Source organism: Halothiobacillus sp. (assembly GCF_028710545.1).
In the GTDB taxonomy this organism is placed as follows: Bacteria; Pseudomonadota; Gammaproteobacteria; order Halothiobacillales; family Halothiobacillaceae; genus Halothiobacillus.
In genome coordinates this window covers 16,789-39,497 of record NZ_JAQTTX010000016.1, presented here as the reverse complement: position 1 = coordinate 39,497, position 22,709 = coordinate 16,789, and the positions used below count along the sequence as shown (strand labels likewise).

The following is a 22,709-nucleotide window of genomic DNA, read 5'->3' as shown; positions in this document are numbered from 1 at the left end:
GGTTCGTCTCAAGCCACAATCCACTCGGGATTCAAGCGCGTACGTCGAGTAAGCTGCCGACACTGCCGGCTGATGGAACTGGTTTGGGACTGTTTTGAACAACGGCATCCAGCAGCGGCAGAATGCTCTGGGCCTGAATATCCTGTGACCTTTTCAGCATCGCAAACTGGGCCACTTGCTGCACCTGTGATTGGTTTGATGCTTGTGCATAGTTTTGAACCAATGCTGCAATGCTGGAAATAGTGCTACTCATAATGACTCCTGATATGTTGCTCCGTTCTTGGGAGAACTCAGATCGTGGGCGGTAGAAGGTTCTTCGTGTATCAATACATCGGCACCGGGGAATATTTCTTGAATCTTTTCTGCAACCTCGTCGCCGATAACGTGTGCGTGTGCGAGATCGAGATCATTTTGCAGGTAGATATAAAGCTGGATGATCATGGTGCGCCCGGCCATGCGTGTGCGTATATGATCGGCCGCTTCCACCCGCGGGTGACTGACCGCAATGGCGTGAATACGCGCCTCACTGCCGTCCAGCACTTCCCGATCCATTAATTGATCCAACGCCTTGCGACCGACAATCCAGGCGCTGAACAAGATAAACCCACCCACTGCTGCACCAAAAATCGGGTCAATCCAGTGCACCCCTTGCTGCGCCAACCACAAAGCCGCGATTGTGGCGGCATTGACCAGAAAATCCGATCCGTAATGCGCTGCATCGGCCTGGATGGCAGTGGATTGGGTGACACGAATGACGTGGCGCTGAAACAGAACCAGAAACCCGGTTGCCACCATCGACAGGAGCATCACGGCGATACCCAGGTCGACGGTTTCTACCGTTTGGGGCCGAATCAGGCGCTGAACGGCCTCAAGCAACAAGAATGCGCCTGAACCCGCAATGAACGTAGCTTGGGCCAATGCAGCCAATGGTTCAGCTTTGCCGTGACCGAAACGGTGATCTTCATCCGGGGGTTGCAGCGCGATTCGAACTGCGGTCAAGGTAACGAGAGAGGCGAAAAGATCCATTGTCGAGTCGATCAAGGACGCCATCATACTGATTGCGTTGGTACTGATCACCGCCACCAGTTTCAGCGTGATCAACAGGATCGCGACACCGACAGAGGCGAGGGTCACTCGTCTCAATAGCTTCTCTTCCCGAAGGGACATGGCATTACCTAAATAAAAAAATTAGATCGGTCTAAATAAATAGAACACAACCTGTTGATTTAATTGTATCATTCTTATTGTTGGTTTGTGGGTTCCGGGGTTATTTCCTACGATTTTTTCAGAAAAATACCGTCAGAGTACTTCCAAAAATTTTTCGAGGTGCCCGTATAAATAATGAGATCAAATACCCTCATCGTTATTCGCTGCGTGGAATACTTTCAGAAAGTTTGAGGTTTTGATTTTCTGAAAACCCCGATATGGCCTGTTTTTTGCTAATTTAGCCAAGTATTAATTCAATGAGGCTTTTATGTATCCCCGATTACAAACCATCACAGATGGGCAAGTTATCGCCCAATGTGAGCATTTCACTGTGCGTTCCGCATTTCAACCGATCGTCAGCGTAGCGCACCAGCGTATTGTCGGATACGAGGGTTTGGCACGGGTTTTTGATGCCGATGGTTCTCCACGTTCGCCAGCCGATTTGTTCCAATCCATCACGGATCTCGAATTTCTGGTTCGAGCAGATCGGGCGTGCCGGGAAGTGCACTTGAAGAACTTCATGCACGCCAATCTGGAGTCGCGCTGGTTGTTTCTGAATGTGCATCCGCTTGTAGCCATGCATGGACTTCAGTTCGGTTCTTTTTTTGCACAACTTCTGCAAACACTTAATGTAGAAGGCTGGCGCATTGTGATTGAAGTGGTCGAATCGGAGCTGCCCGATGAAACTCAACTGATGGATTCCATCGAGTTTTATCGTTCACTCGGGTGTCTGATCGCGCTTGATGATTTTGGAATAGGTGGCTCGCAGTTCACCCGCTTGTGGCGCATCAATGCGGATATCGTCAAACTGGACCGTAGTTTGATCGTCGAATCCGAGCACTCATATCGCGCGCAGCGCACGCTGCCCTCATTGGTCGCCATGATCCACGAAGCGGGCAGCATGGTGTTGCAGGAAGGGATCGAAACACCCAAACAGTTGGCCATTGCCCTGAACTCGGGGGCGGATCTGCTGCAGGGATTTGGCCTGGCCAAGCCTGCTCTGCTGGATCAAAAGGAAGCGTTTGATCGCGATTTCCTTGATCAGGGGTTGAAGGATAGTTCGCTTGAAATGGATCGAGCCGATTACAACCTTCATCAACAGATCGTTTCAGTCACCGAACGTTTTGAGGATATGCTGGTTGCACTGGAACGGGGCGAATCCCTCCAGAATGCTTCCCGTGCCTTATTGTCGATGGCGATCGTTGCGCGCGTATTCGTGCTCGATGCCAGAGGTTATCAGGTGGAAGAAACCATTCATGGTGCATTTGCACCGGCTTCGATCAAGAATCGCTTTCGCCCCCTGGCACAAGCCGAAGGGGCGTGCTGGGCCAAACGACCTTATTTCCGCCGCGCCATGATCGAGCCCAGCATGGTCCAGATCAGTCGACCTTATCTGTCGGTTGCAGGCGGGAACTTATGCCGCACGTTGTCGTACTGTCGTGGGCATGCACCCGATAATGGCATTAAAGTCGTTTGCTGTGATATCAATTGGTTGGACGATTAAAGCCCTTTTTTCTCAGGGCACGAATAGCTGGTTCCCGCCCATATCAAGTGAGTGTCGTAGAATGGGACTATTGGCGGCCTTGAACCTGTGTTGATGATTTGGACGATTATCGATTCTGCTTTCGAGGCCACTTGAGAAAATACGGGTAGCGACAGGCGGTATCGAAATTGAGTCCACTTCCATTTGCAAGCGCTACAACGACCCGGATTGGCATTACCGGCCTTTCTCAGGCGGGAAAATCCACCCTGATCACGTCGATCATCAATCATCTTGAAAATGCCCGCAGGGGTTCGCTCATCCAGCAAGCGGTTTTAACGGATGTTGCGCACGGTTTGTGGCGGCGGGATGCGCCACATGCCTTCGATTATGATGCGGGATTACAAGCGCTCACGCATCGCCCGCCATACTGGCCGGCTTCGACCACCGACTGGTCGATTGCTCGGATCGAACTCACGATGGCGCGCTCATGGTATTCCCCAAAACCACGTAAAAGAATTATCGAACTGTTCGATTACCCCGGTGAGTGGCTCATGGATCTTGCCCTGCTCAATTGGGATTTTCCCCAGTTTTGCCAAGCCCTGTGGGGATGGTGCAGCCAGTCGCCGCGGTTGGAACTGGGCGGAGTGCTTATTCAAGAGTTGTCTGCAATCGATCCAATGACACCCGTGGATCGAACCTATCTTTTGCAGTTGCAACAGCGCTGGGCAGAATTTCTTGCCGATTGCCGGTTACCGCCACATCAACTCAGCCGAAACCTTCCGGGCCGGTTTCTGTTGGCGGGTGCCGATTACAAACCCGGTGACAAACCCTTCGTGCCACTGTTTTCCACTAAGCTGGCAGGTGGCGCGGTGCCAGACAAATTCCCCGCCCAATCCTGGGGCGCCGTGTGTGCGGAGCATTACAAGGCGTATCGGGATCACGAAGCACGACCGTTTTTCGAACAGCATTTCAAGCAGCTTGACGCGCAGGTGATTCTCATCGATCTGTTGGGCGCCATGACTGCCGGGCAGGAAGCGCTCAAAGACATGCGTGCCGCGCTCGACAGCGTGTTACAGCCATTCCGCTACGGGCAGGATCATTGGCTTGGCCGGTTGTTCCGTCGCCGAATTCGGCGAGTCGCGGTTTGTGCGACCAAGATCGATCACCTGTTGCCCGAAGATCAGAAACGGATGCAGTCCCTGTTGGAGTCTTATCTCTACGAAACGGTACAGCGATTGGCGGCGGAAGATATTGATGTCAACGTGATGGCCATCGCTGCCGTTCAATCGGCCAAGCTGCATGAGCCTGCTGATCACGTGCAAAGCCTGATTGGTCGGGATAAACGTACGGGGGAGCGTATCCGCTTCACACCGCCGCATCTGCCCGACAATCTACCGCATGCGCTCAATCTCAAAATTGAGGATTTGCCACAACTTTCACCACCGGAAGGTCTCGATCGGGTGCAGGCTTTTCCCGCACGTCGCATCGATCAGTTACTTGCCTTTCTTCTGGCTGAATAAGAGTTTGATCAAACGATGAATGAACAAGACAACGATTTGCGCACGATCATACATGCCATGGGTGATGACGTACCCACAATCGATGCGGCTGACATTCGAAAGGATGCTATACCCGAAATTGAACCTGAGCCCCTTTTGCCCCCGGCCCGTAGCCATTGGCTGAGCCGATTGATCGCGACCGCTTTGCTCGTCTGGATGAGTGTGGTCTGGAGTCAGGCCGTGGTTTGGGGTTGGTCACTCAACCCGTGGGCGGGTGCGGCTCTGCTGGCGGCTGGAAGTGCAATCATCCTCGGGTTCCTGATACTGGCGTGGCAGGCTCACCGGGCCAGACGGCAGATCGATGAAATTGCCCGTATTCAAGCCTATTTCAAGCAGGCAATCAGCAATCCCTACGCGACTCAAGGCAGCTTGAATGAATGGCTGCAAAGAATCAAACACCTCTATCGGCGAAGTCCGCGCCGTGATGACCTATGGGAAGGGTTGGCCGAAGTGGATGAGAGTTGGAGCACCAAGGAACTTGCAGATCATCTCAGCCGCTGGTACGGGGCGCAGGATACCGAGGCCGCGCAACTAGTAAAGCGTGAATCGACGCGAACGGGGGTATTTATCGCCGCCAGTCCCTATCCCGCACTCGATCTGCTCCTGGTGGCCTGGAGAAATGCGGCCATGGTTGAACGTGTGGCGGCGATTTACGGGCTGAAATTATCCGCCACCGCACGCTGGCGCTTGTATCAGATGATTCTGAAAAACATTGCCTTTACCACGGTCACCGAGACAATGCTCGATTCGGTCAGCCAGAGCTGGCTATCGAATGTCCTGCTGCAAGTCGGCGTACGGGCAGGGCAGGGGGTGGGCGTCGCCTTGTACTCGATTCGTATCGGCCATCAGACAATGAAGCTATGTCGGGTCGTGCCTGAAGATCGACCTTTGGTTGATCGGAACATTGCCAAGATGGTTGTTGATGCGGTTCGAGGCAAGGCGTAATTGCGCACCAAAATGGACGATGCCCCAGGCCTGTGATCCAATATGGTGCAAATTGAATGGTTGTATGGAATGTGTTTTTCCAAGAAATCTTCGTTGGTAGATTAGCAACTACTTATCTAATTGATATTTTGATGGATGTATAGATACCGTCCATTTTGGTCTGTTTTTTGCTGATAACACAGGGTGAGCTGAAACCTTTGTGAGTGAGCAAAAATGTCATCCCTAAAAAGTGAATCCATGGCCTTGTCGTCCTCCGAGCGGCGTTGGTTGCCTTGGTTTGGTGCTAATAATTTATTCGGCCTGAAGTGGTCCTGTTTTCTTAATCGAAAAATGTATCCCGTGATCGAGCGTACCTTTGAGGGAATTGCCGCCACGCGGGTCAAACTAATCCAATCGTGGGCCGAAAGCCATTGGGCTCATTTGTCGCATTTGGCTGATGATCTAACGTATTCCCTGAACACAATTACTCCGCAGATTTTGCAGGAAAAAAGATTGGCAATGCCGGATTTCTCCGAGCTTTTCTTCATTGATACTGATGGTGCGGTCGTCGTTTCCAGTTATACCCCGCGTCTTGGCGTTCGTGATCTGGATTATCGAGCGGTCCAGAAGGGCCTGCGTTTGCCGTTCCTTCACGGGCCATATGCGGATCAGGCAACGAATTCCATCGGCGCATCAACCTCGCGGTTTCACGATGAAGTGACATTGATGTTCTACCAGCCCGTAAAACAAAACGGTGAGACCATCGGTTGTCTGTGTGGTCGCATACCCAACGATGTGCTCGGCGATTTGATCCAGCGTGAGGCCGGGCATATCTATCCTGAATCGGGTGACAACTATGTGTTCATGGTGGAGTCGAATTTCAACCCGACCGTTAGCGTCGGTACGGCACTATCCCGATCACGGTTCGAAGACGATACATTTGCCCACGGTGAAAATCTTAAAAGTGGTGTGCATACCCAGTGGGGGACGGTGAAGGTCCAAAAGCACACCGAGCTTGAGCTTCGCTTTACGGATCCGGCCACGGGGCAGCTCCATCCCGGTGTTCGAGAAACCATAAGGAAGGGGCAGAATCTCTTTGTCACTTACCCGGGGTACTCCGATTACCGCCACATCCCCGTGATCGGAAAGGGGGTTACGTTCCAGTTGCCAGGCTCTCCCGATCGTTGGGGGATGATGTGCGAAGCGGATCTGGCGGAAGTGTACCGGCGCCGATCAATCAGCTTCAAACTCATGAGCCTGTTTCTGCTCATTATGGGAGTGGTTGCAGGGGCCGGCGCGTTGATCGAAATGGCGGCTACGCAATTCATGCCTGATTTACCCCACTCGATAACGACAGGACTCAAGGTCTCGCTGTACCTTCTGGGCGCACTGGTTTTCTACCGTATGGGCCCTTCACGGACTTCAAAGAAAATAGATGAAATGACCGAAGTTATCCGTACGATTGCAGAAGGTGGTGGGAATCTACGGCAAAGATTGGAGTCGCAAAATCTTGCGAACGACCAAACCGGGGACATGGGGCGCTGGATTAACAGTTTTATTGATAATCTGGATGGCATCGTCGGGCACGTCATCAACGCAGCCGGAGAGGTCAAGCAGACCAATCAGCAGATGTTCGAAAGAAACAGCATGGTTTTGAGCACTTCGGCAGCCGTGTCTGAAACGGCCAAACAGATGTTGAATCTCATCGAGCAACAGCTTGGTGAAATCGAACTTTCCTCGCAGACGGCCGAACGAATGAAACAGACAATGGCCAAGGTCGTTGAGGATGCGCGATCCCAGTTCGAATCCGTGCGTACAGGCACGCAAACGATTCGAGATGTTGTGGAGACTTCCGCTCGCACCGTTCAGTCGCTTGATAGCCGCACGGTAGAAATTGGGAATATCGTGCAAGTCATTTCAGATATTGCCGATCAGACCAATCTGCTGGCCCTGAATGCGGCCATCGAAGCGGCCCGTGCAGGTGAGCATGGCCGCGGATTTACGGTCGTCGCTGAAGAGGTCAGAAATCTTGCCCTACGAACCGCAAATGCGACTCAGGACATTGGATCGATGATTCAGAGCATACAGAAGGAAACCCGGGATGCCGTTTCGTTCATGGAAGGTGGCGTTGGCGGCGTTGATAAGAGCTTGCGGTTGGCCGAGTCCGTATCGTCGGAAAACAGCGAATTGCAGGATGTTGTTGCCTGTTTGTTCGAGCGAATCGAGCGCATCGAGTCGGGCAGTCGCCAGTACGGGCAAACCATCCGTGATGTTTCTGCGATTACGGCGGATATGAATCAGTCCATTGTCGGCATGCAGGTGAGTGCGGATCAGGTGCGTCACACGGCAGACAAGTTGCATCGACTGGTTGGACAATTCCAAGTGAGTTGAGCGATGAAATGTCTTGTGATGGGCAATGATTGATTCAATAAAAAACCAGCCATCCGGCTGGTTTTTTGATTGGCGGACAATCCTGTAGAAAATCAGCCAATATCACCCACAGCCAGGTACTCTGCGACATCCAGTGCGGCATAGGTCAGAACGCCGTCCGCGCCCGCTCTACGGAAGCCCATCATGGTTTCCAGCAGACATTTGCGCCAATCGAGCCAGCCGTTGTCGGCCGCTGCGCGGAGCATGGCGTATTCCCCGGAGACATGGTACGCAAAGGTAGGCACTTTCAGTTCGGTCTTGATGCGCCGTACGATGTCGAGGTAGGGCATCCCCGGCTTGACCATGACCATATCCGCACCTTCGCTCAAATCCATCGCCACTTCATGCAGGGCTTCATCGGAATTGGCCGGGTCCATCTGGTAGGTTTTTTTATCGGCTTTACCCAGATTTCCGGCTGAACCGACGGCATCACGGAATGGACCGTAAAAGCTTGAAGCATACTTCGCACTGTAGGCCATGATGCGGGTATGGATGTACCCGGCGGATTCCAGATGTTGGCGGATTGCGCCAATGCGGCCGTCCATCATGTCTGAGGGGGCCACAATATCGGCACCTGCCGCGGCGTGTGACAGCGCCTGTTTGACCAGAACTTCCGTGGTTTCGTCATTCAGCACATAGCCATTGGCATCGGTGAGGCCATCCTGTCCATGCGTGGTGTACGGATCGAGCGCGACATCGGTCATGATGCCCAGATTCGGGAATGTGTTTTTTAGTTCACGGATTGTGCGTTGAACCAAGCCATCCGGGTCGTAGGCCGCTTCGGCATTGGGCGATTTGGCGCTCAATGGCGTGACCGGGAACAGGGCGAGGGCAGGGATGCCCAGGCTCTGTGCCCGATCGGCTGTATCCAGTAGCAGATCGATACTCTGCCGATACACGCCCGGTAAAGACCCAATCGGTTCCTGCGTCCCTTGCCCTTCGAGAACGAACACCGGGAGAATCAGGTCATTCGCCGAGAGGGTGTTTTCCTGCATCATGCGCCGACTGAAATCATCCCGACGCATACGACGCGGGCGGTGGGCGGGGAAAGTGCGATTAATCATTTTCGTTTGCTCCTGAAGTTTGATGTCACTCGGGCGGTGCGTATGCCGCCCGCGACATCGTTCCGAGACTGCGTGCCGATTAAGGTTTTCAGCATCCAGTTATGCTGGATCACACATTGAACAGGAAGTTCAGAATATCCCCATCCTTGACGACATATTCCTTGCCTTCCGCCCGCATTTTTCCGGCTTCCTTGGCGCCCTGTTCGCCCTTGTACTGGATGAAGTCTTCATAAGCGATGGTTTGAGCACGAATGAAGCCCCGTTCGAAATCGGTATGGATGACGCCCGCGGCCTGTGGGGCCGTGTCGCCTTTGTGGATGGTCCAGGCGCGCACTTCCTTGACCCCGGCCGTGAAATAGGTCTGCAGGCCGAGGAGGGCATAACCCGCGCGGATCACGCGGTTCAGGCCCGGCTCGGACTGGCCGATTTCGGAGAGAAACTCATCGCGGTCTTCGTCATCGAGTTGCATGATCTCGGCTTCGAGCGTGGCACATACCGGCACGACAGGTGCGTTCTCTTTAGCTGCGTGGGCTTCAACAGCTTCCAGGTAAGGGTTGTTGGTGAAGCCATCTTCGCTGACGTTGGCGATGTACATGATGGGTTTTACGGTCAGCAATTGCAGATCGCGAATGACTGCGAGTTCTTCACTGCTCAAGCCCAAGGCTCGAACGGGTTGGACTTCATTCAGTCCGACCATGACTTTTTCAAGCACGGCCTTGCGGGCGATGGCTTCCTTGTTGACGCCGGACTTGCTCGCCTTGATGGCCCTGTCCAGATTGCGCGTGACGATATCAAGATCGGCAAGCACGAGTTCGGTGTTGATGATGTCGATATCGCTCAAGGGGTCTACCTTGCCCGCGACATGGATGATGTCGTCGTTGTCAAAGCAGCGAACGACCTGGGCGATGGCATCTGTCTCGCGAATGTTGGTCAGGAACTGATTGCCCAGTCCTTCGCCCTTGGAAGCACCCTTGACCAACCCCGCAATATCGACGAATTCCATCGTTGTCGGCAGAACACGCTCTGGCTTGACGATTTTTGCCAGTGCATCAAGGCGAGGGTCGGGCATGGCGACAATGCCGACATTGGGTTCAATGGTGCAGAACGGGTAGTTTTCCGCCTGAATGTTGGCTTTTGTCAACGCGTTGAACAGTGTGGATTTGCCCACATTCGGCAGGCCGACGATGCCGCAATTAAAACCCATGGAGTCTCTCCGAGAACGGTAAAAAATAAAAAAGGTGGGCCATTATAGACGCCAGAGCCTTTATGCGGGTATTTAAGCTTCCGCGGTGAATGCGTTGATTCGTTGTGTTGATTTTGCCGGGTCGATATCCAGCAGGGCGTCGATCTCGTCCACGGCGTGGCGAATGCTGGCATCGATGAGCTTGCGTTCAGATGCGGGCGGATTGGTCAGTACGAAACCGATGACCTGATCCCGGTGGCCCGGGTGGCCAATGCCAAGCCGTAAACGCCAGAAGTCAGGAGTGCCCAACTGGGCCTGAATATCCTTAAGACCATTGTGCCCACCGTGGCTGCCGCCGATCTTTAACTTCATTTTTCCCGGCGGTAGATCCAGTTCGTCGTGAACGACCAGAATGGACTCTGCGGGAATCTTGTAGAAATTTGCAACCGCGGCGACAGATTTGCCAGAAAGGTTCATGAAGGTTTGCGGCTTGATCAATCGTCGATCGACCTGTTTTATTGAGACGCGGAGCATATCGCAGTGGAATTTGGTTTCTGAGCTGAGATGACCGCCCCAGTCTCTGGCCAGTTCATCAATGAACCAGAAACCCGCATTATGGCGGGTCGATTCATATTTGCTGCCAGGATTTCCCAGCCCCACAATAAGTTGAATCGTCATGAGGTCACCTGATGCGCTCTGATGAGCGCGTTGATGAATGAACAAGTTTAATAAAAAAAACCGCCGCATCTTTACTTCACCAAGTGAAGTCAGAGGCGGCGGTTTATGTCAGGGTTTAACCCGGATTATTCTTCTGATTCGGCTTCAGCAGACTTGTCCACTTTCGGCGCATGAATCGCAACAACACTAACGTCATGATCTTCACCCAGCATCAGGGTGTGGTTGCGAACGCCTGCTGGCATCTTGATCTGGCTCAGGTGAATTGAACCACCGATGTCCAGATCCTTCATGTCCACTTCGATGAACTCAGGCAGTTTGTCTGCGGTGCAGTCCACTTCAACTTCAGTCAGGATGATATTCACTATGCCGCCCGCTTTTGCACCCACGCAGGTTTCCTTGTTCAGGAAATGCAGGGGAACAGTGACACGCAGGGTCTCGTTGGCAGATACGCGCTGGAAGTCAGCATGCAGCACCAATGGCTTGTAGGGGTGGCGGTGCAGATCACGCAGGATAACCTTGCTGGTTTTGCCATCGATATTGAGATTCAGCACATGCGAATAGAACGCTTCATGTTCCAGGTGCTTGAGGATTTCGTTATGCAGGATAGTGACTGACTGAGGGGCTTCGCCACCGCCATACACAATGGCAGGAATTCGGCCTTCGCGACGCAGGCGGCGGCTCGCACCCTTCCCCTGATCGTCACGACGTACGGCGTCGAGCGCAAATGTTTCTTGAGACATGAAAATAACTCCAAAAAATAAAAAATCGTCGGGCCTGATTAATCGGTGTGTTTAACCCGGACCAACGCAATGGGGCTGTTCGCGACCAAACGGCCCCTCATCCCTGTTGAGCAAACGGCTGCAACAAGGCGCGAGATTATAAGGGAATGGACGGGTTAATTCCAGAGCGTTGTTTTTCGGTTCTGGAAAGAGATGCGAATTAATCGTTATACAGTGAACTGACAGATTCGTCGGTATGGATGCGGCGGATGGTTTCCGCCAACATGCCCGCGACTGAAAGCACGCGGATTTTCTCGCATTGTTCAGCTTCAGGCTTGAGTGGAATTGTATCGGTGACGACCAATTCATCCAGGTCTGAATTGTTGATATTGTCGATTGCCGCACCCGAGAGGATAGCGTGAGTCGCATAGGCTACGACTTTCCTGGCACCATGCTTTTTGAGCGCGCCTGCAGCCTTGCACAGTGTGCCGGCTGTATCGACCATGTCGTCGACAATCACGCAGGTCTTGTCATTTACTTCACCGATGATATGCATCACCTGAGATACGTTGGGGCGAGGGCGGCGCTTGTCGATAATGGCCAAATCGGAGTCGTCCAGGCGTTTGGCAACAGCACGGGCGCGAACAACACCGCCAACGTCTGGCGAGACGACGATCAGATCGTTGTATTTCTGGCGCCAGATATCGCCGAGCAGAATCGGGGAGGCATAGACGTTATCCACGGGGATATCGAAGAAGCCCTGAATCTGGTCTGCATGCAGGTCAACGGTGAGAATCCGGTCCACGCCCACGCTTTGCAGCATGTTGGCGACTACCTTGGCGCTGATCGGCACACGTGCGGAACGCACGCGACGATCTTGCCGGGAGTAACCGTAGTAGGGAATAACCGCCGTGATGCGATAAGCCGAAGCACGACGGAGTGCGTCCACCATCACCATGAGTTCCATGATGTTGTCGTTGGTGGGGTCGCAGGTTGGCTGAACGATGAAGATGTCACGTCCGCGAACATTTTCCAGGATTTCAACGTAGCTTTCGCCATCGCTGAAGCGGGAAACTGTGGCTTGCCCGAGTTGAATATCAAGACTTTCAACGACGCGCTCGGATAGTGCCCGATTAGCGTTGCCGGAAAATACCATCAGTGTTCTTTGGATTGTCATCGTTCTGCCGATTGTTTGGCTGGGCCGCAAGGATTCGAACCTTGGAATGCTGGGATCAAAACCCAGTGCCTTAACCAACTTGGCGACGGCCCAAACGAAAGAGGAGCGCATCTTAACGAAGCCCTTTGCCTTTGCCAAGTGCTTTCCTCGTTTTTTTTTATTTTCATGTTTCCCGGCCTGTTTGTCCGGCAGTGCCTGGGCGATGATCACTCGTTGAATCCGCGGTTGGTCACGAATCAATATATCAGCAACTTGCTGTGCTTCTGCCTGGTTTTCCATGAGCGAAAACAGGCAGGCACCACTACCTGTGAGACGAGAAAATCCGGCAGCATTACGAAGCGCCTTGTCGCAGGCAGCGATGGCTGGATCTTCAGCAAGTGCGACCGATTCGAACGCGTTGTAACCAGATTGCTGCCACTGATCGATCAGGTCTGCGGGTTCAAACTTCGCTTCGTTGCGAATGAGTTTCGGATGTGCAAACCCCCGGGCTGTAAGGGTACGTGTATCCGGCACGACAATCAGAAACCATTTCCCGGCTACAGGGCTGGGGTAGGGCAGGATTCGATCACCGATTCCCTCTGCCCAGGCATTGGTTTGATAGAGAAAGAATGGTACGTCAGCCCCAAGCTGGCGTGCGAGTGTTACCAGATTCGCTAACGGCAGATGAATGTCCCAGAGTTGATTGAGCGCCAGGAGCGTCGTCGCCGCTGCAGATGAGCCACCGCCGAGGCCACCACCCACCGGGGTGTTCTTCGTGAGTGTTATGTGCGTGCCTCGCCTGGGATGCCCCTTGGCGGCTGCGGCTTCCTGAAGCAGGGCGGCTGCTCGATAGATCAGATCATCATGATCGTGTACGGGTTTGAAAGCGATAGATTCGGCGCCTTCCTGCCACCGCACTGAGATATTGGGTTCATCGGTGGTTTCGAACGTCAATTCATCGCCGTAATCGAGTCGCTGGAAATAGGTTTGCAGCTCGTGATAACCACGAAATGCCCCTTCGGATATCTTGCCGTTGATATGCAGGAACAGATTGATTTTAACGGGCGCAAGCCAACAAGGTGGTGCGTCTGTAGTCATCGGGGCGGCTCAAGTGTTCCGTGAGTATTCATCTGCCATGATTCAACGATGAGTCGCAACCGGATGTCGTTGCGGCTGACGGAGATTTTCCTTGGCATATCCAGATCGAGTCCGGGCACGGGCATATAGGATTCGTAGTCGATCAGCCAGCCATCGTCACTTAATGTGCGCAACCGGCCAATCTCATTGAGTTGAATCATGGCGTTCTTGTCGTGCGGCAGTCCACGAATCCAGTCGGGCAGGGCGGTGATGGGGATTTTCCAGCCGGTAAGCTGTTCGATGCTTGCCTCAGGGTTTGAAGTCAACCGGCGATGACCGGCGGAATCGGTGATCAGCATCATGTCCGGGCGCCCGACCAATTCGACGGTACCTTGATTCAGAGGGGCATTCAGAACGATTTTCGCGGTTTCTCCCGCCTGCTGCCAGTTGAGGTTGACGGTTCCGCCTTGGTTTTCGGTGCGGATGGCTATTCGACCGATGCACTGCCAGTCAGCAACTTGGCGGACAGCTTCCTCGTGTGCCTGCCAGGCCGGGTTGAGCCGGTTTTGTATTGACGAGGCCTGATCAAGACTTATCGGTTGTTGAGCACATCCACCCAGTAATGTCGTTATGGCGATTCCAGCCATCAGCAGGCGAGATCGAAACGAGAATCTGGTCATCATGGTTGGTCTTGATTCTGCTGTGTCTCTGTGTCGTCATCGTCCATAAGGTCGGGGGCGTATTTCTGAATGGTCTGCGTCAGTACGGGGTGATCCCCATGTAGCAGCAGTGCGCGTTTCCACACATCCCTGGCTTCTTCATGTTTATCAAGGTGCCAGAGGACAGCGCCCCAATGTGCGCCCACTTCCGGGTCGGGGGCAAGTTTGTACGCCTGTTGAAGCGTTTTCTCTGCCTCTTTGAACTGACCCAATCGATATTGCACCCAGCCGAGACTGTCGAGATAAGCGGCATTTTCAGGATCGCTTTGCAGTGCTTTTCGAATCATTTTTTCCGCTTCGTCCAGATCCCGGTTTTCATCGGCAAGCGTGTAGCCCAGCGCATTGAGCGCTGTCGCATTTTCTGGATCTTCCTTAATGACCTGCCGAAGGACTTCTTCAGCCTCGAAGTTTCGGTTGAATTTGAACAAGATCATGGCGCGCTGCAACTGAAGATCATGGGCATTGGGCCAAATCGTAACCGCTTCGTTGAGCGTGGTCAGGGCTTCCTGATCAAGTCCTTGCGATTGCAGTAAGCCCGCTTTGACCAGAGTAAGACGCTGCTTGTCGGCCACGTCAATAGGTCGACTCAGGGCAATATCCAGACTCTGCAGCGCGCCGGTCATGTCGTCTGACTGAGCGTAAGCCGCCGCCATCAGGATTCGTGCCTGGGCATAGTGCTCGCTGTTTACCGATACCCGGTTGAAATGGCGGATGGCTTGTTGAAGTTCGTTCGACTGCGCTGCGAGGCGACCAAGCAGCAGTTGGGCAAGATCATGCTGATCGGGCAACTGATCCAGCTTAACTAAAGCCTTCTTCGCCAGGGTAGGGCGATTGATCTGCAGAGAAAACACCGCAAGATTACGCAGTTGACCCGGATCCTTCGGTGGCTTTTTAAGTGCGGCTTCAATTAGCTTGCCAGCCTCGATGTGATTACCTTCCCGAATGGTGGATTCAATCAAACCGGAAAGATAGCGATCCGTACCGGGAAACTGTGCATGGGCTGATTTCAATGCCTTCAAAAGCGCCGTGTTATTGCCGGCCTGACTCAGTGCAACGATGAGGATGTCTCGTGCGGTTTTACTCTGGGGTGCGATTCCAACCGCGCGATTGGCGGCATTGACCGCTGATTGAAGCCGGTTGAATTTAAGATCGAGTTTGGCGACCACGATCTGAGCCGTGAAGTTGTTTGGATAACGTTCCGCCAGATGATCGATGTAGGTTATGGCTTTATCTTTGGTTACGTTGTTTTCAAGATAGGCACCAAGCTCATTAAAGACTGCTTGATTATCTTGATTGACCTGCGTGAGCCAGTTCTCCAGAGCTTTGTCTGCCGCTGCTGTATTTCCCAGCTGGACCTCACTGACAGTCAAGGTGGCTGCGGCCTTGATGGACTTAGGTTCCAACGCTATCCAGCGTTTGGCCATGTTTCGAGCCATTTCGTACTTTTTGGCAATCAGTGCTATCTGGCTTGCACGTTTGATAACGGACAACTCATTGGTTTTTTCTGCCGCAGCATAATAGTAATCGGCCGCTTGGGGCAGATTGTTCGCCTGTCCTGCCAATTCACCGGCCATGACCAGGAATACCGGGTTTTGATCGATTTTCTGCAAACGAGCCTGTTCCTGCGCAGGCGTCAGGATGGAGACATTTGTGGTCTCGGTGGCATCTTTCACAGGTCCGGTTGGTTGGGCTGATACCGTTATGGCGCTGCAACCGGTTGTCGTGAGTGTAATGACCACGGCGATGGCTGAGACGAGGGCAGAAACAGTTGATTGAGGGGTAACCAAGGTGTTTGTCGATGAAATGGCCTTGATTTGCCCCAGATGTCGTCTGGGGTTCAGCGAAGATACACGCATGGCGTCACTGTCTCTGGAAATATAAATTGAGGTAATCGAAGACATTCAGTCTCAATGATCAGTGTAGCGTTTCGCGGCGGAATTCGCTTGCTCATCTAAATAAAATTGGAAAGACGAAAACGGAGCAGCCGGTGTGATTTTGCATTCTCACCATAGCCGCCCCGAAAGGATTTATTGATCGGTTTTAACCTGATTCTGACGATGCGTTCAGGTGGGTTGACCTGAGACCCGCGCCTTTTTCTGTTCCTTGATTTGAATATCCAGCTGCCAGAAATAGTACAGGATGGGAATGACCACCAGTGTCAGCAGTGTGGAGGCGAGCGTCCCGAAAATCAGGGAAACTGCCAGGCCACCAAAGACGGGATCGGTCACCATGACCGCAGAGCCGAACATAATCGCCAATGCCGTCAGGAGAATGGGGCGGAAGCGGACCGCACCTGCCGTGATAACGGATTCCTTGAGGTCAAACCCTTCTTTGCGGTATTCAAGAATGAAGTCGATCAAAAGAAGGGAGTTTCGAACAACCACGCCGGCAAGTGCGATGAAACCAATCATTGAGGTGGCGTTGAATGGCATGTCAAACAGCCAGTGGCCGGGGAAAATACCCACCAAGGTCAAAGGGATCGCCCCCATGACAATGACCGGAAGCATGAAGGACTGATAATAGGCCACCAGCAAGAGGTAGATGAATATCAGTGCAACGATGAATGCGGCACCGAGGTCACGGAAGACATCCAAAGTCAGACGCATATCACCGCCCCACAACAGTTGATATTTTTCGAGATCATCGGGTTGCGCATCGGTAAAACCGAGGTTGGCCGTGGTTAACGTCACATTACCATTTAGCTTCATGTCATCGAGCCACTTGTTCAGCGTCAAGGTGGCGTAGACGGGTGAGCTACCGAGCAAATCACCCTGTACATACACGACTTCGTGTTGATCCTGATCAAGAATCGGCTTGGCGACACTCGATTTCACGATGTTGACGAAGCTGCTGATCGGTATCTGTTTGCCGCCTGCTCCGATAATTGTCAGATCACGTACCTGTTGAATGGTTGCGCGATCGGCGATCGGAAGTTGCAGGACGATATTGATCGGTTCGGCCGAATTGGATTCGTGCAACGAGCCAACCGTGACTCCGCCTACATAACTGTGAATCAGCTGGGCGATTTGAGCGGGCATGACGCCGGACTGCATGGCCTTCTGGCGGTCGACCTCGATCAAGTATTCCGGTGCAGTCGCTGTAATACTGTCGTCGACGTTGATCATGCCGTAGACATCATTGAACTTGGCTTTGACATCATTGGCGATTGCGCGCAGCTCGGTGTAGTTCGGGCCATGGATACGCGCCAAAATCTGTGCGCGAACAGGGGGACCCGGCGGGGTGAGGAAGAGCTTGATCAGAGCAGGACGAGACATTTCACGTACGGTCTTAAGCTCCTTCCAGATGTCGGTAGCCACCACTTCGGTATCCGGCCGATCGTGCAAAGGCACGAGATTGACCCGGATCTGAGCGAGATTGCTGCCTTGGCGCATCATATCGCCGCGAACCATGCCTGCAAACGTGAGCGGGCCCGTGCGCCCCAGAAACGTCTGGTAGTTGGTCACATAAGGGCTTTGCGATAAAACATGGGTCACGTTATTGACAATGCGACCGGTCTCGTCCAGAGCTGTTCCCGCCGGTGTGTCCACTTCAATCAGGAACGTGCTGACGTTCCCTTCGGGCAGCATTTTAAGGCTGACGCCCGCAGGGCTTAGGGGGCCATTCATGCCGCTGGCTCGAATGAATTGCCATGCGGGCATCAGCATGGAAGCCACCATGAGAACGAGTACTAAAATCAGGAAGAACAACGAAAGTCCCCGACTGCCAAGCAGCGGGCGAATCACACGGGTATAGCCGCTTTGCAGCCAGTCCTGGCGATGAGAATCTTCGGGATGTGCGTCGTGTGCCGCCATCTCTTTTTGTGCCTTGCCACGCAACCAAAGGTTCGCCGTCCAGGGGACGACGATGTACGCCAGAATAAGAGAAGCGACCATCGCAATAGGAACGTTGATCGGGATGGGGAGCATGAACGGCCCCATCATGCCGGTAACAAACGCCATCGGCACGAACGCCAGAATGACGGCGATGGTGGCAATGTTGGTGGGGTTGCCGATTTCGTTGGTCGCGCGCACCAATAAATCAGCAAACGACTTTTCCTTGCCTTCGTGGATGTGACGGTGGATGTTCTCGATCACGACGATGGCAGCGTCAACCAACAAACCCAGCGACAGAATCAACGCGAACAACGATATTCGGTTGATGGTCTGCCCGATGACGTAACCGACACCCAGCACTACAAATAAAGTGAGCGGAACGGTGAGGGTGACGATGAGCGCTTCTCTCCAGCCGAGGAAGAAGAACAGAATGATGAGCACCACCAGAACGGCGATCATCAGGTGTTCCATCAGCAAGTTGACGGCATCGTCCGCTCGTTTGCCGTAGTCACGTGTCACGGTCACATGCACGTTCTGCGGCACCATTTGCTGCTCAACAACCTTGAGTTTAGCCAGAACGCGTTCGGTTACCGTTACCGCATTCGCGCCGGCCCGCTTGCCGATGTTCAGGACAACCGCAGGATCGGTGCCGCCAATCGCATAACCTTTGGGATTACCTTTGCCGTAGCCGAATTGCGAGTACTGCTCGTTTTCTTCCGGCGCCATTTTGATGTCTGCCACGTCACGCAGAAAAACCGGTCGTTGATCATGCGTGCCGATGATGATTTCACCGAGCTCCCCGGCATTGCTGAATGCGGCATTGACGCGCAGACTGGTCTGCTCGTTGTTGTTGACGATATGACCGCCAGGCATAACGACATTGGATGCTTTGAGTAAATCGAGCAGTTGACTGAGTGATACGCCTGAACTACTCAGCTTTTGCGGGTTAACTTGCACGGAAAGAATCTGACGGTGACCGCCGATGACCCCACTGTTGCCCACATCCGGCACACTTTGAAGCTGATCGAGCACACGCTGACCGAGTTCACGCAGTTCGACCCCGTTCATATCGGGTGAACTGAGCGTTATTGTCATGACGGGCACATCGGTAATGCCGATGCTTTTTACTAACGGCTGGCTCGTGCCGGGCGGCAGTTTGTCCATATTGCGCGAAAGCTGGTTGTAGAGCAGAAGCAGGCTCCGCTCTTCATCGCTGCCGACTTTAAACGCCACAGTAACGATGCCCATGTCATTAACGGCATAACCGTAGGTGTGATCGACACCCTTGATGCTGGCCATGATGGCTTCAAGGGGTTTGACGACCTGCTCCTGAATCTGTGCCGCACTGTTGCCGACGCGTTGCACCAGAATCTGCGCACCGGGCACCACGATTTCCGGGTTGTATAACCTGGGCGTGATGAAGAAGGCCATCAGGCCGAATAATGTTAGCGCCACCATGATCAAGGCCGTGATCTTGGAGTGCAGGAAGGCACGTGCCAGCTTGCCGGCCAGGTTGATATTGAGCACGGGTGCGTCTTTGGGCGTGTTCTTCAGTTCGCTCATGATGCAGGCTGTTCTTTGGCGGCAGGCGCATTGGTGATGACGATACCGTTTTGCAGGCGATCATCGGATTGAGTTACGAGTCGTTCTCCCGGTACGAGGCCGGACAGAATCACTTGCTTGCCATCGATAACGTGGCCGAGGCGCACCATCCGGAACCAGGCACGGTTCTGATCGTCGAGCACGAATACACCCCGAATGCCACCGCGGTCATGAATTGCCGTAAGCGGGACCAGCATACCTGTTTCGTGGGCCACCGCGATCTGGACAATTACGTAATTACCGCTGCGTACATTGACGTTTTCCGGCACACCGATCTTGACGGTATGCGTGTGTGTTACCGGGTCGGTGGCGTCGACCATCCGTTCAACCGTTCCTTGAAACTGATGTTGCTCACCCTGAAAGTCCGTGTAGCGGACGGTAACCGGGTCACCCAGTTTCAATGTGGCGAATGCCTGGCTGCTGAGTTGGACTTCAACTTGCTTTTGGCCACTGCCTTGCAAGGTCATCAGGGGTAATCCAGGCGTCGCCATTTGGCCTGGATCGACAGACCGGCTCGTGATCGTGCCGCTGAATGGGGCGGTAATCTTTACATAGGTCAGTTGTGACTTTGCCTGTTTTAATCCGGCAATTGCGGCGGAATAATTACTCTGCGCGACTTTATAGGCTGTCTGCATCTGTTCGAACATTTGCTTGGGCACAGCATTTTCTTTGTACAGATTGGCATACCGTTCATAGTTGTTTTTGGCGTCAGCCAATGCTGCCCAGGCCTTGTTTACGGCTGCCTGCGCCTGATTGATTGCGCCGGTAACGTCAGTAGAATCAATGGTGAGCAGAGTATCGCCTGATTTGACGGTCTGTCCTTCATGTACATCCACACTGCGCACATAGCCCATGACCCGGGATGAAATCGAAATCTGATCGGAGGTGATTACCGAGCCCGGGAACAGTGCGAACACAGGCAAGGACTGATTTTGCACCTTGAACAACTCAGCCTGTGTTTTCAGTTCGGGTTGTGATGAAGCCAAAGCCGGGTGCTCATCGTGCCCGCCGCAAGCGGAAAGTACGGATGCAATGGCGAGGAGGGCGGCAACACCAACTGTTTTTTTCGCGAAAGCACGATTATGGTCGGACATGTTATTGAGGCACCTTGGAAACAGAAAGAACGGCGGGCTGTGCATGGGCAGAACGCCGCGCGTCGGGCAGTGATGATTGGGTGGTCAGCGGTGTGGCTGAAATGGCGTCCGGTTCGAGTTGGCCGGTCGTCAATAGTAAGGTGGCACGTTGCAGGATCAACTCATACTGAGCCTGAACAAATTCAGCGCGTGATTTATCCAGCTCCGCTTGCGTTTGCAGCAAGTTGGTCATGGTGGAAATCCCTTGCGCATACCGCAGTTTTTCAAGGCGTGTAGCTTCTTCGCTCTGAGAAATCGCCAGTTTTTTCAACTCCAGCCGATACTCCGCCAGTTGCGCGGCTCGCCAGGTTTCACCCACTTGCGACATCAGTGTGTTGATCGCCATTTGTTGTTTCGACTGGGTAGCATTCAGCCCAGCGACGGCCCGATCAACCTGGCCTGAGCGGGCACCGAAATCGAGTATCTTCCAATTCAATACGGCACCTACCGTATAAGAATCGTTCTTGATTCCGAGGTTTTCGCTGTTCCAGTCCTGCTGTGCCATCAGGTTGACGTGCGGTTTGTAGACCGAGCGCGCAGAGGATACCCCGGAACGAGCGGCATCTATCTGTTGGTCCATGGCCAGAATCTGCGGATTGTTGCGCAGTGCTAAATTGCGCGCTTCTTCCAGGGTGCCGGACAGTTTATTAATGCGAATCAACTCATTGATTTCAAATTGTTGATTGCGTGGCACCCCCATGACGATGCGCAATGCGTCCTTGGCGTTGGCCAATTGATCCAGTGCTTGTTGGTGGCGGAGTCGAATATCACCCAGATTGACTTCTGATTTCAGTAGATCACTTTTGGAAACAACGCCCTGCAAATACATTTTATTGCTCAAATCACGGTAGGATTTCGCCGCTTCAACCGCCTGCTGTGTGACTTTTACAAAAGCGTGTGCCGCATCAATGCCCGCATAGGCGGTAACGACCTGCAAGATGAGTTGCTGTTTTGCCGCACGGTCACCGGATTGGGCCGCACGTAACAAGGCTTCTGCCTGTGCTTTCATCCCGCTTATTTTGCCGCCATTATAAATAGGCACCGACAGCTTCAGGCTGGTCTGAAAATTATGGTGCCAACCGGGGTGGTTGAGGCTGTCGGGTGGTGTGCTGTTGGCGGCTGCCAGCGCCTCTGGCGTGGGCGCGCCGGATAAAAACCCGGATTGCGCCAAATATTGCTCGACACCAAAATCATTGAATGTGGCCTGTCCCTGGTTCAGCTTCATGCCGAAGACATTCAGTGCATTGTTGGAAGCCATGCCTCCGAACGAAAGATCCAGTTGCGGCAGGCGATTTCCGCTGGCTTCCTGAATCGCACCCTGTGCCTGATCAATCATGGCCTGGGATTGCTGCATCATCGGGTTCTGCGTCAGCGCATTCTGGATTGCTTGCTGAATGCTCAGTCCTTGCGCATTCTGTGATTTTGTCTCGCTGGCTTGGCCGCCAAGAACAGGCAAGGTTTGGCAGAAGCCTGATGATTGCGCGGTGATCAGAAGGAATGCAGTCGTTGCCAGAACGGAGCTCTTCACCATAAACGGACCTCTTTTGCATTTGGCCTGAAGGGAATTTGTTGTTCTGATTCTATGGGTTGCCACGGATAGTTCACCTGTCGATCAAAATTCATCGTGCTGCGGGAAAGAGGTCGTCTGTGCGTCAATGATTCTACTAGGGAAGCGCTGATTTATTCAGTGCTTCCCGCTTGGGGCAGGATGCCCCAACACGAATAAAGACGTAAGTCTTTGATTCGTGTGAGCCATCGCGGGCGTGTACCGCGATGAGCGAGCTGATTTGTTCCATGGATGGAATAAATCAGCATTTACCTATGGCGCTTGATTGTAAATAAATTAAGTGCGCATACAAGTTATTTATTAGTATTTCCTAATATGCCTTTCGTTTGAAGTGTGATTGCCGGATACACATTGATGGTGTGTTGCATTCAGGTAC

16 protein-coding genes, 1 tRNA gene and 1 pseudogene are annotated in these 22,709 nt (G+C 53.2%); 4 read left to right on the top strand and 14 right to left on the bottom strand.

Annotated elements, in window-relative coordinates; translation table 11 throughout:
- Positions 1-31 precede the first annotated feature (31 nt).
- Entirely contained in the window at positions 32-253 is a 222-nt protein-coding gene (locus PHD44_RS04830) for a putative motility protein (RefSeq protein WP_300188640.1), read from the bottom strand.
- The gene (locus PHD44_RS04825; RefSeq protein ID WP_300188637.1) at positions 250-1,167 is read right to left on the bottom strand and encodes a cation diffusion facilitator family transporter; all 918 of its coding nucleotides are present in this window, start codon (positions 1,165-1,167) and stop codon (positions 250-252) included. Before PHD44_RS04825 ends, PHD44_RS04830 begins: the two co-directional genes overlap by 4 nt.
- A gap of 307 nt (positions 1,168-1,474) precedes the next feature.
- On the opposite strand from PHD44_RS04825, the gene PHD44_RS04820 reads away from it, so the two are divergent.
- The 4 genes from PHD44_RS04820 to PHD44_RS04805 all read left to right on the top strand — a co-directional run bounded on the left by PHD44_RS04820 (position 1,475) and on the right by PHD44_RS04805 (position 7,563).
- Positions 1,475-2,710 carry an EAL domain-containing protein gene (locus tag PHD44_RS04820; protein ID WP_300188634.1) on the top strand — a complete coding sequence of 412 codons (1,236 nt, stop codon included), beginning with the start codon at positions 1,475-1,477 and terminating at the stop codon, positions 2,708-2,710.
- A 167-nt stretch (positions 2,711-2,877) separates the two neighbouring features.
- Complete coding sequence (locus tag PHD44_RS04815) at positions 2,878-4,209, top strand: YcjX family protein (RefSeq protein ID WP_300188631.1); 1,332 nt, start codon at positions 2,878-2,880, stop codon at positions 4,207-4,209.
- Between the two features lie 15 nt (positions 4,210-4,224).
- The gene (locus tag PHD44_RS04810; protein WP_300188630.1) at positions 4,225-5,193 is read left to right on the top strand and encodes a DUF697 domain-containing protein; all 969 of its coding nucleotides are present in this window, start codon (positions 4,225-4,227) and stop codon (positions 5,191-5,193) included.
- Positions 5,194-5,691: 498 nt separating this feature from the next.
- Complete coding sequence (locus PHD44_RS04805) at positions 5,692-7,563, top strand: methyl-accepting chemotaxis protein (RefSeq protein ID WP_300188628.1); 1,872 nt, start codon at positions 5,692-5,694, stop codon at positions 7,561-7,563.
- A gap of 92 nt (positions 7,564-7,655) precedes the next feature.
- On the opposite strand, the gene hemB is transcribed toward PHD44_RS04805, so the two are convergent.
- The 12 genes and pseudogenes from hemB to PHD44_RS04750 all read right to left on the bottom strand — a co-directional run bounded on the left by hemB (position 7,656) and on the right by PHD44_RS04750 (position 22,297).
- Positions 7,656-8,666 carry a porphobilinogen synthase gene (gene hemB, locus PHD44_RS04800; protein WP_300188625.1) on the bottom strand — a complete coding sequence of 337 codons (1,011 nt, stop codon included), beginning with the start codon at positions 8,664-8,666 and terminating at the stop codon, positions 7,656-7,658.
- Positions 8,667-8,775: 109 nt separating this feature from the next.
- Entirely contained in the window at positions 8,776-9,870 is a 1,095-nt protein-coding gene (gene ychF / locus PHD44_RS04795) for a redox-regulated ATPase YchF (RefSeq protein ID WP_300188622.1), read from the bottom strand.
- Between the two features lie 72 nt (positions 9,871-9,942).
- On the bottom strand, positions 9,943-10,527 hold the full coding sequence (gene pth / locus PHD44_RS04790; RefSeq protein ID WP_300188619.1) for an aminoacyl-tRNA hydrolase: 585 nt from the start codon (positions 10,525-10,527) through the stop codon (positions 9,943-9,945).
- A 125-nt stretch (positions 10,528-10,652) separates the two neighbouring features.
- The gene (locus PHD44_RS04785; RefSeq protein WP_300188617.1) at positions 10,653-11,267 is read right to left on the bottom strand and encodes a 50S ribosomal protein L25/general stress protein Ctc; all 615 of its coding nucleotides are present in this window, start codon (positions 11,265-11,267) and stop codon (positions 10,653-10,655) included.
- A 199-nt stretch (positions 11,268-11,466) separates the two neighbouring features.
- Positions 11,467-12,423, bottom strand: coding sequence for a ribose-phosphate diphosphokinase (locus PHD44_RS04780; protein ID WP_300188615.1), 957 nt, complete (start codon positions 12,421-12,423; stop codon positions 11,467-11,469).
- A gap of 16 nt (positions 12,424-12,439) precedes the next feature.
- Positions 12,440-12,516 (bottom strand) — tRNA-Gln (locus tag PHD44_RS04775).
- A 156-nt stretch (positions 12,517-12,672) separates the two neighbouring features.
- Positions 12,673-13,500: pseudogene (ispE, locus tag PHD44_RS12720) on the bottom strand (4-(cytidine 5'-diphospho)-2-C-methyl-D-erythritol kinase); the annotation flags it as partial.
- On the bottom strand, positions 13,497-14,162 hold the full coding sequence (lolB, locus tag PHD44_RS04770; protein WP_300188613.1) for a lipoprotein insertase outer membrane protein LolB: 666 nt from the start codon (positions 14,160-14,162) through the stop codon (positions 13,497-13,499). The gene lolB and the pseudogene ispE, both read right to left, overlap by 4 nt.
- On the bottom strand, positions 14,159-16,099 hold the full coding sequence (locus PHD44_RS04765; protein WP_300188611.1) for a tetratricopeptide repeat protein: 1,941 nt from the start codon (positions 16,097-16,099) through the stop codon (positions 14,159-14,161). Before PHD44_RS04765 ends, lolB begins: the two co-directional genes overlap by 4 nt.
- Positions 16,100-16,261: 162 nt before the next feature.
- The gene (locus tag PHD44_RS04760; RefSeq protein WP_300188608.1) at positions 16,262-19,594 is read right to left on the bottom strand and encodes an efflux RND transporter permease subunit; all 3,333 of its coding nucleotides are present in this window, start codon (positions 19,592-19,594) and stop codon (positions 16,262-16,264) included.
- Positions 19,591-20,727 carry an efflux RND transporter periplasmic adaptor subunit gene (locus PHD44_RS04755; RefSeq protein WP_300188606.1) on the bottom strand — a complete coding sequence of 379 codons (1,137 nt, stop codon included), beginning with the start codon at positions 20,725-20,727 and terminating at the stop codon, positions 19,591-19,593. Before PHD44_RS04755 ends, PHD44_RS04760 begins: the two co-directional genes overlap by 4 nt.
- Before the next feature lies 1 nt (position 20,728).
- Complete coding sequence (locus PHD44_RS04750; RefSeq protein WP_300188603.1) at positions 20,729-22,297, bottom strand: TolC family protein; 1,569 nt, start codon at positions 22,295-22,297, stop codon at positions 20,729-20,731.
- Between the last annotated feature and the right edge of the window lie 412 nt (positions 22,298-22,709).